Origin of the sequence: Rhizobium sp. NZLR1, assembly GCF_017357385.1 — a bacterium.
Taxonomy (GTDB): domain Bacteria; phylum Pseudomonadota; class Alphaproteobacteria; order Rhizobiales; family Rhizobiaceae; genus Rhizobium.
On the sequence record NZ_CP071632.1, the window covers coordinates 1,054,335 to 1,068,554 of the forward strand.

A 14,220-nucleotide genomic window follows, 5' to 3' on the forward strand; every position below is an offset into this window, starting at 1 on the left:
GGAAATGCTTTAGTCCTTGATGACGGAAATGTCGGGCGCGTCGACCGCCTTCATGCCGATGACATGATAGCCGCTGTCGGCATGGTGCACTTCGCCGGTGACGGAGCGCGACAGGTCCGACAGGAGATAGAGGCCGACATCGCCGACTTCCTCGATGGTGACGGTCCGGCGCAGCGGCGCGTTGTATTCGTTCCACTTCAGAATGTAGCGGAAATCGCCGATGCCGGAGGCGGCAAGCGTCTTGATCGGCCCGGCCGAGACGGCGTTGACGCGAATGTTCTGCGGCCCGAGGTCGACGGCCAGATATTTGACGCTCGCTTCGAGCGCGGCCTTGGCGACGCCCATGACGTTATAATTCGGCATCACCTTTTCGGCGCCGTAATAGGTCAGCGTCAGCATGGCGCCGCCATCCGTCATCAGCTTCTCGGCGCGGCGTGCGACCGAGGTGAAGGAATAGACGGAGATCTGCATCGTCTTGGCGAAATTGTCGGCCGAGGTGTCGACGTAACGGCCGGTCAGCTCGTCCTTGTCGGAGAAGCCGATCGCATGCACGAGGAAATCGATCTTGCCCCAGAGCTTTTCGACGTTTTCGAAAACGGCGTCGATCGTGGCTTCGTCGGCAACGTCACAGTGGCCGACCAGCGTCGCGCCGATTTCGGCGGCGAGCGGCTCGACGCGCTTCTTCAGCGCATCGCCCTGGTAGGTCAGCGCGACTTCTCCGCCCTGCGCATGAATGGCCTTGGCAATACCCCACGCAATCGAACGATTGTTGGCGACACCCATGATGACGCCGCGTTTGCCTGCCATGAGGCCGGATGCTTGAGCCATATTTCGCTCCCTAGGAATTCTGATTGATCCTGCCTATGGCATAGGCCGCTAATCGGTTCAAGCTTGGCCTGGATCATCAACTGTTAGGTATCGTAACAAAGGGTGCGAAAGTCATAAATATTTCACAGGAACAGGCCTTCGCGCATGCTCCGCATCAGATCGGTGACTTTGTCGTCGGGTTTTTCCCACAGGATAATGCGCAATTCGACGACTAGATCGCCTCTGCCGCCCTCTTCGCGGGGCAATCCCTGGCCGGGGATGCTGATCGTCTTGTCCGAGCCCGACCACGCGGGGACCGTGATGTTGAGCGGCCCGCTCGGTCCCTCGATGCGCGCCTCGGTGCCGAGAACGGCATTTTCGATGCTGAGCGGCAGCACGGCGTGCAGGTCGAAGCCGTCGACCGTGAAGCGCGGATCGGGCGCAATGCGGATATTGATGACGGCATCGCCGCGTTGCATGCCCGGCAGCTTGAAGCCCTGTCCCTTGAGCCGCAGTTCGTGGCCATCCCTCGTGCCGGCCGGCAATGCGAAGCCGATCTCGCGACCCTCCGGCAGTGACGCGGTGATCCAGCCGCTCTTCAACACGTCGTCGATCGTCACCGTTGCCGTCGCCACCTCATCCGGTGCTTTTTCCAGGCCGGTATCCTTGGCGCCGGTGAAACGGCGCACCAGGGAGGTCAGGATGCTGAGCGGCAGCGGCAGGTTGGCGCCGGCATTTGGCCCAGCCTCGCCGGCCTCCTCGTCGACCTTGGTGTCGGCCTCCGCGGCGTCGCCGTCCACGCGCCTGCTGGCCTCGCCCGCCTGCTGATTCTGGGCCTGCTGGTTTTGGGCCTGCTGGTATTGCGCCTGTTGCGCGCGGCCCTGCGCCTGGCCGCCGCCGGCAGCGCGTGCCTGGGCGCCGAAAATGCGCTCGACCATCTCGTCGGCGGGCTCAGCCGATCCTGCCTGTTGTCTGGGGCCTTCGGCAGCCGCCTTCTGGGCGGCGCGCGCAAGCTCTTCCATCACCCGCTCGGCATTGGCCTGCGCCGCCTTGGCGCGCACGGCAGCCTCGCGCGCGGCGTGCCGCTGCTGCATGATCGTCTGTTCGTTTTTCTTGGCTTCCGCCATCCGCACGGCATTGTCGAACAGACTGCGTTTGCGCGGGTCCTTCAGCGTTTCATAGGCGCGACCGATCTCGGCGAACCGGGCCGTCGCCGTCGGGTCGCTCTGATTGTGGTCGGGATGGGCAGATTTGGCCATATTGCGCCACGCCGCCTTAATCTCGTCTGCCGCCGCGTCGCGCCTGACGCCCAGAATTTTATAAGGATCGCGCATGTCAAACCGCCGGTGTTGCGATGCGGGAGGCCACGTCCTTGCCCGGCATCCCCAAATTTCAATAGTAAAAGCTCAATATCAACTCGGAACGCGCCATCCCGCCGCAAAGGCAGGGACAACCCCTCTCAACGCTGATCGTGCGTCGGAGTTGCTAATCACTTCTTATTTCTGTGGGGAGATGTGCGATGTTTTGCGTCGAATGGTTAGCTTTTTGCTAAGCATGCGGCGGAAAGCCCGCAGGCGTTAACCTGTCGGCGATGCCGGATCAGCTCGTTTTCCCGAATTAACTTTCCGGCTGAAAGCTCAAAAGCTGCCAGTTGCCGCCACCGACGAGGCAGGTCTTGCCGTAAAATTTGGCGATACCGACATAGGAATGCCGCGTGGTGCGGAACTGGCGGCAGATCTGGCCTGATTCGTTGTTCTCGACGATCGTATCGATGACGCCGGCGCTGCCCGTCGATGCATTCGCCCAGGGAAGCGGCTGGCCCTCGAGCCTTTGCACATCGGCCGAGGTTACGGCATTGCGCACGGTCATCTCGTCGGAAAGCGTATCGGTGCTCGGCGGCGTCTGCGGCACGGTGCCGGTTGCCACCGACCGGTCGACCTTGGCTTCACTGAGAAAATCCATGCCGCCTGCAAGGCAGCCGGAAAGCGAAAGCATTGCAACGCCGATGACGAAGAACACGCTGCTGCGTCGCCGCAGGCCCTTTGTATGGCGATATGACTTTGCTATGACTTCCACCCTGCATCCTGTCCAGTTATCGAAAGCTGGGCGAGTTTTGAATAATCCGGGGCATTTGAACCAATATGTCGGCAAACGAGTTAACAAGCGGTGACTTTACCGAAAGTGGCGAACCCTTCAAGCTCTTTGCCGAATGGCTTGGAGAAGCGGAGGCTTCCGAACCCAACGACCCGAACGCCGTGGCACTGGCAACGGTCGATGAGGATGGTCTTCCCAATGTCCGCATGGTTCTCCTGAAGGGATTCGACGAAGACGGTTTCGTCTTCTACACCAATTTCGAGAGCCATAAGGGCCTTGAAATTCTGGGCCAGAAAAAGGCCGCTATGTGCTTTCACTGGAAAAGCCTGCGCCGCCAGGTAAGGCTGCGCGGCCCGGTCGAGATCGTCACCGATGCCGAAGCCGATGCCTATTTCAAGACGCGGGCGCGCGGCAGCCGCATCGGCGCCTGGGCTTCGAAACAATCCCGCCCGCTCGAAAGCCGTTTCGCACTTGAAAAGGCCGTGGCCGAATATACCGCGCGATATGCCATCGGCGATATTCCACGCCCCGCCCACTGGTCGGGCTTCCGCATCCGGCCGACCTCGATCGAATTCTGGAAAGATCAGAAATTCCGCCTGCATGACCGGGTCGAATTCCGCCGGCCCTCGCCGGAAGGCGCATGGGACAAGGTCAGGATGTATCCATAAGCGGCGCTATTTGCCCATCAGCTTCAGCGGAATGCCGGAGGCAAGGGCGGAGACGTAGCGTCGCTTCTGGTAGAAGCCGTTCAGCGAAATGCGTGAGAGATAGGCGGTTTGCTTCGCCGCCGGCAGGCCCGGCTGGGTGGTGACGGCAGCCTGAAAGCCGAGATTGCGGGCAATCGCCGCCTCGCGCGCGGTCACAGCCTCCGGTGTGCCGTAGGGGTAGGCGATCGTCACGGGGCGGATGCCGGTCAGCGCCTCGACGTAATCGGCCGAAACCTGCATCTCGATCCGCGCTTCGGCTTCCGGCAGGCGGGCCAGCGCCCGATGGCTGATCGTATGGGCGCCGAGGGTTGCAAGCGGATGGGTCGCCAGCCATTGCAACTGGCCGGGCTGCATCACCAGTTCGCGGGTGATATCGGTCGGCTCGATGCCGTTTTCCCGGGCCAGCATGTCGATTGCGGCGACCGCCCGCGCCTCGTCGGAGCGGTGGATATAGGCGGCGAAGCGGTCGAAGGCACCCCATTGCTGCTGCGGATTGTTGAGCATCAGTCGTTCGCTGCCGCGGCCGAAATCGAAGCGGAGTTCGCTTTGCCGGCGCAACAGGACGGCGAGCGTCTCCCACCAGATGCTGTGCGAGCCCTCGGCAAAACCCTTGGCGACGAACACCGTGAACGGCGCCCGATGCTGTTCGAACAGCGGCAGCGCATGCTCCAGATTGTTGATGTAGCCGTCGTCGAGCGTGAAGGCCGCGAAAGGCTTTCCGTCCTCGGGCTCGGCCAGCAGCGCCGGCACCTGATCGAGCGGCACGAAGCGATAGCCCTCCCGCCGCAGCCGCCGCAGCGCGGTATCGAGAAAACGCGGGGTGATTTCGAGATGCGCGTTCGGCTCGAAAGCCTCCGGCACGTGCGGGCGGACATGATGCAGCGTGAAGATGACGCCGCGCCCACGGGCTTCGCGCATCAGCCCGGCGGCGGCGAGAAGCCAGGAGAGCTCGAGCCCGGCGCCGATCGCTGCGCGTTTTGCCAGTCGCTTCAAATGTCCCGTCATCAGGCGCCTGTCCCCAACATTTGCGGGAAAATAGCAAGCGCGACTTAAGGCTTGCTGAATCCCGATTTTGCACAGGCCTCTCATTTCCTGTTAACCAAGACGATGAAAAGACTAGAAAAATGATAGGCGTTGCCTCAAAGTCGCGCCAAACTTACGGCTTCTGTCACATTACGGCACAAAGGCCGATCCATTCGAGAGCCGACGCATCAAGGGGAACTGCATGAGAACGCTTTTGGCGGCTGTTTTGACCGTAACGCTTGCCGTTTCGGCGCCTCTTGCAGCCCTTGCCGGCAGCGCCTCGCTGGTCCTCGATGCCCGCACCGGCAAGGTTCTCGTCGCCGAAAACGCCGATACGCTGAACCATCCGGCCTCGCTGACGAAGATGATGACGCTCTATCTCACCTTCGAAGCTCTGAAGCGCGGCAAGATCGCCTGGGATACGCCGATCAAGATGTCGAAATACGCCGCTTCCCGGCCGCCGACCAAGCTTGGCGTCAAGGCTGGTGGTACGATCACCGTGCGCGAGGCGGTCTATGGCATGATCATCAAATCCGCCAATGATGCAGCCTCCGCCATGGGCGAAAAGCTCGGCGGCTCGGAAAGCGGTTTTGCCGGGATGATGACCGCCAAAGCCCGCCAGCTCGGTATGAGCCGCACCGTTTTCGTCAACGCCTCAGGCCTGCCGGACGGTCGTCAGGTCACCACGGCGCGTGACATGTCGACGCTCGCCATCGCGCTGATGAAGAATTATCCGAACGAATACCGGCTGTTTTCGACGGCGAGCTTCAATTTCCGCGGCCGGACCGTGCGCGGCCACAATAATCTCATGTATCGCTACCAGGGCATGGACGGCATCAAGACCGGGTATACCAACGCCTCCGGCTTCAATCTCGTCAGCGCCGTCAGGGACGGCAACCGCCGGGTCGTCGGCGTCGTGCTCGGCGGCCGTACCGCCCGCAGCCGCGACGACAAGATGGCCGGTCTGCTCGATCGTTATCTCGGCCGTGCCTCGTCTTCCGGCGGTGCAAAGCTGGTGGCGAGCGTCGGCGCCAGCGAGCCTGTCGAAGTCGCGTCGGCCGCCGACGATTCCGATGTTCCGGTGCCGCTCAGCGCACCACGCCAGGCCGACGATCTCGCAGCCAAGAGCCTGGCCTATGCCGATGACACCGTCGTGCCGCTGGAGCGTCCGGTCGCGATGGACGAAATCCTGAACGCCGGCAAGGCGCCGAAGATGTCGGCAGAGAAGAGCGATGGCGACTGGCAGATCCAGATCTCGGCCGCTCCGAGCGCCGATGCGGCCCGGGCGCTTCTCGCCCAGGCGAAGTCTGAGGGCGGCGCGCCGCTCGTTTCCGCCTCGCCCTATACCGAGGCGGTCGGGAAGGGCGCCAACAAGATCTACCGCGCCCGCTTCGTCGGCTTCGCCAGCAAGGACGCCGCGGTCTCCGCCTGCGCTGCGCTGAAGCAGCGCTCCTATGACTGCATGCTGCTGCCAGAGCACGGCTGATCGTCAAATCACCCACTCGGGCAATCCCCTCTGGACACACATCGGGAATCAGCGTCTCTTCCATAAACAAAAGGAGAACGCCGATGTTGCGTCGTCTTGCCGACCAGTTCGAAATCTCTTCCTCGGCGCATGTCGCCGCCAACGGCATCGAACGCGACGCCGACTGGTTTCTGCTGAAACTGCAGGAGGAAATGGGCGAGCTGACCCAGGCATGGAACCGGCTGACCGGCCGCGGCCGTGCGAAAGGCCGCTCGCCTGAAGACATGCGGCGCGATCTGGCCGACGAGACGGCCGACCTTCTCGGCCACCTTCTGCTGTTTGCCCGCCGCAACGATATCGACCTTGCCGCGGCGATTGAACGGAAGTGGCTGTTTCAGCCGGCGGAGGTGCTGAAGGGCTGAGGCATGCCGGCCGCTGGAGTCAGTCGACCTTATGTCGATAAAACTTACTGTCCACCGCCATCAACGGAAACGAGCGGGGCAGGGCGCTCTTGGCGATCTCGGTAAAGCCGTTCTTCTCGTAGAAGCGGTGGGCGGCGACGAATTTGTCAGTCGTGCCGAGGAAGATTTCGGTGAGGCGGGCATCCCTGGCGTGGGAAAACATCCGGTCGAGGAGCCGCGCCGCCACCCCGTGTTCGCCACCGCGAACCGCGGCGGCGACGAACATCTTGCGCAGCGCCGCCTGATGATTGCCGATATCCTTGAGCCCGAGCGTGCCGACGATCGCGCCATCCTCGACCGCGACCCAGAACTGCCCCTTGCCGGACTGATAGAAATCCGGGATCACCCGCAGATCCGGCTGCGCATCGGCTGATATATCGATGCCGAACTCCTGGCGCTGGATCGTCAGGATCACCGACAGCACGGCATCGGCGTCGTCTTCCGTGAAACGCCTGATCTCGACCTCCACCATCACAGGCTCCTTTCGCCTCAGGTCTGGGTGCCGCCGACCGTCACCTGATCCATGCGCAGATGCGGCTGGCCGACGCCGACGGGAACCCATTGGCCGCCCTTGCCGCAATTGCCGATGCCGGTATCGAGTTTCATGTCGTTGCCGATCATCGATACCCGCTTCATCGCATCCGGGCCGTTGCCGATCAGCATCGCGCCCTTGATCGGCGCGCCGACCTTGCCGTTTTCGATCAGATAGGCCTCGGTGCAGCCGAAGACGAACTTGCCGGAGGTGATATCCACCTGGCCGCCGCCGAAGGAGACGGCATAGATGCCCTTCTTCACCGAGGCGATGATTTCCTCAGGCGGCTTGTCGCCGCCAAGCATATAGGTGTTGGTCATGCGCGGCATCGGCACATGGGCATAACCCTGGCGGCGGCCGTTGCCGGTCGGCGCCATACCCATCAGCCGAGCATTTTGGCGATCCTGCATATAGCCGACCAGCTTGCCGTTCTCGATCAGCACATTATAGCCGGAGGGAGTGCCCTCATCGTCGATGGTGATCGAGCCGCGGCGGTTGTCGATCGTGCCGTCGTCGACGACGGTGACACCGGGGGCGGCGGCCATCTGGCCGAGCAGGCCGGCAAAGGCCGACGTCTTCTTGCGGTTGAAATCGCCTTCCAGCCCGTGGCCGACGGCCTCGTGCAGCATCACGCCCGGCCAGCCGGAGCCGAGAACGACATCCATCGTGCCCGCCGGCGCATCGATCGCCTCAAGGTTGACGAGCGCCTGGCGCAGCGCCTCGTCGGCGCCATATTGCCAGCTGCCCTCGGCGATGAAGTCGCCGAAGCCGATGCGCCCGCCGCTGCCGTAGGAGCCGCTTTCCTGCCGATCGCCTTCGCCGACCATCACCGAAATGTTGATGCGCGTCATCGGCCTGATGTCGCGCACGCGATGTCCGTCGGCGCGCAGGATGTCGACCACCTGCCAGCTCGCCGCAACCGAGGCCGTCACCTGCCGCACCTTGTCGTTCTTGCCCCTGAGATAGGCGTCGATGTCCTGCAGGACCTTGACCTTTTCCTCGAAGCTCGGCTGGCCGATCGGGTTCTGGTCGCCGTAGAATTTCTTGTTGGTGCGCTGGGGGGCAGCGGCGTAAGTGCCGGAGTAGCCGCGTGTCACTGCGCCGACCGCATCCGCCGCCCGCTTCAGCGCCGCCACCGAGAGATCGCCGGCATGGGCGAAACCGACCGCTTCGCCGGCAACGGCGCGCAGGCCGAACCCCTGCTCGGTGTTGAAGCTGCCGCCCTTCAGCCGGCCATTGTCGAAGGTCAGCGCTTCGGCCTGCGCATGCTCGATAAACAGCTCGCCATCATCCGCGCCGGCGAGCGCCTCGGCGACCAGACCACGCATCGTGGCTTCGTCGGCATCGAATAGCGTCAGGAGATCGGTGGTCATGGTCTGGCTCCAATGGGCATACGTTCAGAAATGCGCTTACGCACTTAGATAGGGCTCCAACCGACAAAGAGTGAAGCCCTGCCGTCGAATTTTCTTTGTTGAGCAAGTTCATCTCAGGAGATGGGAGTGCGCGCGAAGGAGATATAAGTGTTTTGTCGCATTGCCCTGCAGGGGCGCTCCCGCCGGATGGCTTTCCCCGCGCCAGCGTCAAGTTTGGCTGGAACGTCACCCTATCCTCCGTCATCCTCGGCCTTGAGCCGAGGATCCATCCCCGCCACCGAGGGTGCCGCGTGGATGCTCGGGTCAAGCCCGAGCATGACGGAGGGTGGGATAAGCCTATGGAGCAAGTACAGCGACGGGGGAGGGGGCGAGCGTAGTTGCGCTACGCTCGCATAGCCCTCAAGGCAGCGCGTCGAAGCCTTCGGCGAAGCCCTTGAGGTCGACCGGGATGCCGATGCCTTCTTCGGGTGTCTGGAAGACGATGAAGGTTGCCTGGGCGCCGCTGCGGAAGGTTTTCAGCAGTTCGTCCTCGAGCACGACCTCGGCATAACAGCCATCGGCGAAGCAGCGGACGAAATAGGCACGGCCGATATCCTTGCCGTCGACATTGAGGCCGAGGCCGTTCGGCAGCAGCACGCCGAGCGGCGCCAGCACGCGGAGAATCTTCGACTTGCGGTCGGCCGTCTTCAGCACGACGACGGAAAGCCCGACCTCCGGCCGATCCTCGGCGATGACGTTCTGCATCAGCGCGCATTGTTCGGTCGAGGCGCCTGCCGGCTTGTCGCAGACGACGGACCATGCGCCGTGATTGGATTTCACCGTGCCCGGCGCCTGCGGCTGGGTCTGGCCGGGTGTCACCTGGATATTCGGACTGGCCGCACTCGGCTGCTGCGGCGTCGTAGCGGGAGCCGGGGCAGGGGCGGCAGCCGGCGGTTTGGCCTGGGCCGGCGTGGGTTGCTGTTGTGCGAAAACGGGCGTCGTCGCTGCGGCCGCGATGCTGGCGGTCACGAGAAGCGACTGCGCGAGGGAACGGAAACCCATGGAAACCTCTGGATATCGAATCATTTGCGGCTATTGTTGAAGCTGCCCACCAAAAATGAAAAGCCCCACCCCGTGAAAACCGGGGGACTGCGGCGGAAATTGGACCTTTCGGAAATAATGTGTGGCGCGCGGGTTGGCCGGAAAGCCGATTTTTCATATGCTGATGAAAAACTTGGGATGTTTTGCCGTTCTGGCCTGCCTGTGCTTTCAGCAAAAATGCCGCATAGACAATTGCTCTGACCTGTTGCGGCAAATGCCAAACTGTGGTTTGAAGCGCTGAAGATGGCAAGGATTCTGCGTCCTATTTTGCAGGTCAAGCGCTCGAGGGAGATAATAAGGTGATGAAGAAGGCTTATGCAGCTCTGACCGCGCTGGTCTGTCTGCTTTTTGCTTCCGGCACATATGCCGACCAGCCAATGCCGTGGCAGGCGACGCTGCAGCCGGCGGCAACGCCGATCATGCGGGAGATCCACTGGTTCGAACAATATACCCTGTGGTTTATCGTTCCGATCACGCTCTTCGTTCTGGTCCTGCTCATCGTCGTCTGCTTCAAGTTCCGCGCCAGCGCGAACCCGGTTCCCTCGAGGACGAGCCACAACACGCTGATCGAGATTGCCTGGACCGTGGGGCCGGTCCTGGTGCTGCTTCTTCTTGCGATTCCCTCGTTCAACCTGCTGACGGCGCAGCTGACGCTGCCCGAAAACCCCGATGTGACGATCAAGGCAACCGCCACCCAGTGGCAGTGGAACTACGAATATGAAGGTTCGGGCGACAGCCCGCTCGCTTTCGACAGCTACCTGCTGAAGGATCAGGACCGCGCCGCGGCCGGCAAGGAAGACAAGTCGGTTTATCCCAGGCTTCTCGCCGTCGATAACGAGTTGGTCCTGCCGGTTAACAAGACGGTCCGCGTTCTCGTGACCTCTGCCCCGACCGACGTCATCCACGCTTTCGCCATGCCGTCCTTCGGCGTCAAGATCGATGCCGTGCCGGGCCGCCTGAACGAGACCTGGTTCAAGGCCGAGCGCGAAGGCCTGTTCTATGGCCAGTGTTCCGAGCTCTGCGGCAAGGACCATGCGTTCATGCCGATCGCCATCCGCGTCGTCTCCGAGGACAAGTACAAGCAGTGGCTGACCGCAGCCGCCAGCGACCTGCCCGGCGCCTACAAGACACTCATGGCCGCAACCGATGGTCCCGCAAAGACCCTCGACGTCGCCGAAGCACAGTAATTAAGGGGACCGGGACAATGGCTGGACCTTCCGCTCACGACGATCATTCTCATGATCACGACCACGCGCATGATGATCACGATCATGGGCACGGTGATCACCATGCGCACAAGCCGAGCTTTGCCAATCGCTGGCTGTTCTCGACGAACCACAAGGACATCGGCACGCTTTATCTGATCTTCGCGATCATTGCCGGCATCATCGGCGGCGCGCTTTCCGTCGCCATGCGCATGGAGCTGCAGGAGCCGGGCATCCAGATCTTCCATGGCCTGGCCTCGATGGTCTACGGCTATGAGGGCGATGCCGCCATCGACGGCGCCAAGCAGATGTTCAACATGTTCACCACGGCCCACGCGCTGATCATGATCTTCTTCATGGTCATGCCGGCGATGATCGGCGGTTTCGCCAATTGGATGGTGCCGATCATGATCGGCGCGCCCGACATGGCCTTCCCGCGTCTGAACAACATCTCCTTCTGGCTGATCGTTCCGGCCTTCGCGCTGCTCTTGCTGTCGATGTTCGTCGAGGGCCCGGCAGGCGCTTACGGTACCGGCGGCGGCTGGACGATGTATCCGCCACTGGCAACAACCGGTACGCCCGGTCCGGCGGTCGACCTTGCGATCTTCGCGCTCCATATTGCCGGCGCCTCGTCGATCCTCGGTGCGATCAACTTCATCACCACGATCCTCAACATGCGCGCTCCCGGCATGACGCTGCACAAGATGCCGCTGTTTGCCTGGTCGGTGCTGATCACCGCCTTCCTGCTGTTGCTGTCGCTGCCGGTCCTGGCAGGCGGTATCACCATGCTGCTCACCGACCGTAACTTCGGCACCTCCTTCTTCTCTCCGGAAGGCGGCGGCGACCCGATCCTCTACCAGCACCTGTTCTGGTTCTTCGGTCACCCCGAGGTCTACATCCTCATCCTGCCGGGCTTCGGCATGGTCAGCCACATCATCTCGACCTTCTCGAAGAAGCCGATCTTCGGCTACCTCGGCATGGCCTACGCCATGGTCGCGATCGGCGCCGTCGGCTTCGTCGTCTGGGCCCACCACATGTATACGGTCGGCCTGTCGCTCGACGCGCAGCGCTACTTCGTCTTCGCGACGATGGTCATCGCCGTTCCCACCGGTGTGAAGATCTTCTCCTGGATCGCGACGATGTGGGGCGGCTCGATCTCGTTCCGCACGCCGATGCTCTGGGCGATCGGCTTCATCTTCCTGTTCACGGTCGGCGGCGTTACCGGCGTCCAGCTCGCCAATGCCGGTCTCGACCGCTCGCTGCATGACACTTATTACGTCGTGGCCCACTTCCACTACGTTCTGTCGCTCGGCGCCGTCTTCGCGATCTTCGCCGGCTGGTACTACTGGTTCCCGAAGATGACCGGCTACATGTACAACGAGTTGGTCGGCAAGCTGCACTTCTGGGTCATGTTCATCGGCGTCAACCTGGTGTTCTTCCCGCAGCATTTCCTCGGCCTTGCCGGCATGCCGCGCCGCTACATCGATTATCCGGATGCCTTTGCCGGCTGGAACTATGTGTCCTCCATCGGCTCCTACATCTCGGCCTTCGGCGTGCTGATCTTCCTCTTCGGCGTCTTCGAAGCCTTCGCCAAGAAGCGCGTCGCCGGCGACAATCCGTGGGGCGAGGGTGCGACGACGCTCGAATGGCAGCTGCCTTCGCCGCCGCCCTATCACCAGTGGGAACAGCTTCCGCGCATCAAGTAATTGCGCGGGTGTCAGGACGCCGCATTCGATACGGCGTCCTGATATTCTGACATTCAGGACGGAATGATGACGGTCATCGACAATCACGGGACGCTTGCAAAGGACGGCGAATTGTCGGAAGCGAGTGCACGCGATTATTTCGAATTGCTGAAGCCGCGGGTGATGTCGCTCGTGGTGTTCACCGCCCTTGCCGGCCTGGTGCTGGCGCCGGGCCACATCCATCCCGTCCTCGGCCTGATCGCCATTCTCTGTATCGCCGTCGGCGCCGGCGCCTCCGGCGCTCTGAACATGTGGTACGATGCCGACATCGATGCCATCATGAGCCGCACCGCCAATCGTCCGATCCCGGCCGGCCGCATCGCCCCCTCGGAAGCGCTGGCCTTCGGCCTGGTGCTTTCGGGCTTTTCGGTGGTGATCCTCGGCCTTGCCGTCAACTGGCTCTCGGCCGGCATCCTTGCCTTCACCATCTTCTTCTACGCCGTCGTCTACACCATGTGGCTGAAGCGCTCGACGCCGCAGAACATCGTCATCGGCGGTGCTGCCGGCGCCTTTCCGCCGATGATAGGCTGGGCCTGCGTGACCGATAGTGTGACGATCGAGAGCACCGTGCTTTTCCTGATCATCTTCCTGTGGACGCCGGCGCATTTCTGGGCGCTGGCGCTGTTCAAGATGCGCGATTACGAGGCCGTCGGCGTGCCGATGCTGCCGAACGTCGCCGGCGAGCGGGTGACCAAACATCAGATCGTCGCCTATGCAGTGCTGACCGCCGTCTGCGCGGTGTTGCCAACCTTCCTCGGCTTCGCCAGCCTCGGCTACGGCCTGGTGGCCGCCGCCCTCGGCGCGATCTTCATCTACTGTTCCATCGCCGTCTGGCGGATGCCCGACGGCGATCTGAAGATGATCCCGGCAAAGAAGCTCTTCGGCTTCTCGATCTTTTATCTTTTCGCTGTGTTCTCCGCCTTGATGATCGACCGGCTGGCGTCGGTGCTGGTCTCGCATACGGGAGGTTGGTTCTGATGGAATTGGTCAAGCTCACGGAAAAGCAACTCAGGTCGCGCCGCAACCGCAACATCGCCCTGGGGCTGGTGCTTGCCGGCCTCGTCGTTCTCTTCTACGTGATGGCAATCGTGAAGATCGGCGGGGGAACGGCGGGATGAGCGACAACGCCGCCGCACCGAAAAAGCCGGGCCGCAACAACGGCGCCGTGGTGATGATGTGCCTGAGCTTCGTTTTCGGCATGGGCGCGATGAGCTACGCTGCCGTGCCGCTCTACCGGATCTTCTGCCAGGTCACCGGTTATAACGGTACGACCCAGCGCGTCGACCAGGTGTCGAGCGTCGTGCTCGACCGCACGATGCGCGTCACCTTCGACGCCAATGTCGCGCCCGGCCTGCAATGGGACTTCAAGCCGGTCGAGCGCGAGGTCAATCCGAAGATTGGCGAAACGATAAAGGTCCATTTCACCGCCGAGAATCGTTCGAACGAAACCCAGCGCGGCCAGGCGGTTTTCAACGTCACGCCGGGCGAGGCGGGCGTCTATTTCAACAAGGTGCAATGTTTCTGTTTTACGGAAACGGACCTGAAGCCGGGCGAGAAGCTCGACATGCCGGTGGTGTTCTACATCGATCCGGAAATCGTCAAGGCCGTGGAATCGAAGAACATCCGTACGGTCACGCTGTCATATACGTTCTACCCGAAAGAGGGTCCGAAGCCGCTGGCTTCGAATGAGGGTGGAGCGGTAAAGATTGAAAAGAAACTTTGATCAAG

15 protein-coding genes are annotated in these 14,220 nt (G+C 62.2%); 8 read left to right on the forward strand and 7 right to left on the reverse strand.

Features of this window, described 5'->3' with window-relative positions; all coding sequences use genetic code 11:
• Window positions 1-9: 9 nt before the first annotated feature.
• From fabI to J3O30_RS05200, 3 genes are all read right to left on the reverse strand, one after another.
• On the reverse strand, window positions 10-828 hold the full coding sequence (gene fabI, locus J3O30_RS05190; RefSeq protein ID WP_207583200.1) for an enoyl-ACP reductase FabI: 819 nt from the start codon (window positions 826-828) through the stop codon (window positions 10-12).
• Between the two features lie 122 nt (window positions 829-950).
• Window positions 951-2,141, reverse strand: a complete 1,191-nt coding sequence (locus tag J3O30_RS05195; protein WP_207583201.1) for a DnaJ C-terminal domain-containing protein — start codon at window positions 2,139-2,141, stop codon at window positions 951-953.
• 283 nt (window positions 2,142-2,424) lie between these two features.
• Window positions 2,425-2,883, reverse strand: coding sequence for an RT0821/Lpp0805 family surface protein (locus J3O30_RS05200; protein WP_207583202.1), 459 nt, complete (start codon window positions 2,881-2,883; stop codon window positions 2,425-2,427).
• Window positions 2,884-2,948: 65 nt separating this feature from the next.
• Here J3O30_RS05200 and pdxH point away from each other — a divergent pair, with 65 nt between their 5' ends.
• On the forward strand, window positions 2,949-3,569 hold the full coding sequence (pdxH, locus tag J3O30_RS05205; protein ID WP_207583203.1) for a pyridoxamine 5'-phosphate oxidase: 621 nt from the start codon (window positions 2,949-2,951) through the stop codon (window positions 3,567-3,569).
• A gap of 6 nt (window positions 3,570-3,575) precedes the next feature.
• On the opposite strand, the gene J3O30_RS05210 is transcribed toward pdxH, so the two are convergent.
• A complete protein-coding gene (locus J3O30_RS05210) occupies window positions 3,576-4,613 on the reverse strand; it encodes a polysaccharide deacetylase family protein (RefSeq protein ID WP_207583204.1) in 1,038 nt (345 codons plus the stop codon).
• 220 nt (window positions 4,614-4,833) lie between these two features.
• On the opposite strand from J3O30_RS05210, the gene J3O30_RS05215 reads away from it, so the two are divergent.
• Together J3O30_RS05215 and J3O30_RS05220 are read left to right on the forward strand one after the other, a co-directional pair.
• On the forward strand, window positions 4,834-6,117 hold the full coding sequence (locus J3O30_RS05215) for a D-alanyl-D-alanine carboxypeptidase family protein (RefSeq protein ID WP_207583205.1): 1,284 nt from the start codon (window positions 4,834-4,836) through the stop codon (window positions 6,115-6,117).
• 83 nt (window positions 6,118-6,200) lie between these two features.
• Window positions 6,201-6,518 carry a pyrophosphatase gene (locus tag J3O30_RS05220; protein WP_207583206.1) on the forward strand — a complete coding sequence of 106 codons (318 nt, stop codon included), beginning with the start codon at window positions 6,201-6,203 and terminating at the stop codon, window positions 6,516-6,518.
• Between the two features lie 19 nt (window positions 6,519-6,537).
• Here J3O30_RS05220 and J3O30_RS05225 read toward each other — a convergent pair whose 3' ends face one another.
• The 3 genes from J3O30_RS05225 to J3O30_RS05235 all read right to left on the reverse strand — a co-directional run bounded on the left by J3O30_RS05225 (window position 6,538) and on the right by J3O30_RS05235 (window position 9,527).
• On the reverse strand, window positions 6,538-7,029 hold the full coding sequence (locus J3O30_RS05225; RefSeq protein WP_207583207.1) for a GNAT family N-acetyltransferase: 492 nt from the start codon (window positions 7,027-7,029) through the stop codon (window positions 6,538-6,540).
• Between the two features lie 17 nt (window positions 7,030-7,046).
• Window positions 7,047-8,462: a metalloprotease TldD gene (gene tldD / locus J3O30_RS05230; RefSeq protein ID WP_207583208.1), complete on the reverse strand. Its 1,416-nt coding sequence runs from the start codon at window positions 8,460-8,462 to the stop codon at window positions 7,047-7,049.
• Between the two features lie 399 nt (window positions 8,463-8,861).
• Complete coding sequence (locus tag J3O30_RS05235) at window positions 8,862-9,527, reverse strand: invasion associated locus B family protein (RefSeq protein ID WP_207583209.1); 666 nt, start codon at window positions 9,525-9,527, stop codon at window positions 8,862-8,864.
• 317 nt (window positions 9,528-9,844) lie between these two features.
• On the opposite strand from J3O30_RS05235, the gene coxB reads away from it, so the two are divergent.
• The 5 genes from coxB (at window position 9,845) to J3O30_RS05260 (ending at window position 14,215) form a co-directional block, all read left to right on the forward strand.
• Window positions 9,845-10,729, forward strand: coding sequence for a cytochrome c oxidase subunit II (gene coxB / locus J3O30_RS05240; RefSeq protein ID WP_207583210.1), 885 nt, complete (start codon window positions 9,845-9,847; stop codon window positions 10,727-10,729).
• A 17-nt stretch (window positions 10,730-10,746) separates the two neighbouring features.
• Window positions 10,747-12,453, forward strand: coding sequence for a cytochrome c oxidase subunit I (gene ctaD, locus J3O30_RS05245; RefSeq protein WP_207583211.1), 1,707 nt, complete (start codon window positions 10,747-10,749; stop codon window positions 12,451-12,453).
• Window positions 12,454-12,519: 66 nt separating this feature from the next.
• A complete protein-coding gene (locus J3O30_RS05250) occupies window positions 12,520-13,470 on the forward strand; it encodes a heme o synthase (protein WP_207583212.1) in 951 nt (316 codons plus the stop codon).
• Window positions 13,470-13,610 (forward strand): hypothetical protein, encoded by a 141-nt coding sequence (locus J3O30_RS05255; protein WP_207583213.1) that lies wholly within the window; start codon window positions 13,470-13,472, stop codon window positions 13,608-13,610. Before J3O30_RS05250 ends, J3O30_RS05255 begins: the two co-directional genes overlap by 1 nt.
• Window positions 13,607-14,215 carry a cytochrome c oxidase assembly protein gene (locus J3O30_RS05260; RefSeq protein ID WP_207583214.1) on the forward strand — a complete coding sequence of 203 codons (609 nt, stop codon included), beginning with the start codon at window positions 13,607-13,609 and terminating at the stop codon, window positions 14,213-14,215. Before J3O30_RS05255 ends, J3O30_RS05260 begins: the two co-directional genes overlap by 4 nt.
• Window positions 14,216-14,220: the final 5 nt, after the last annotated feature.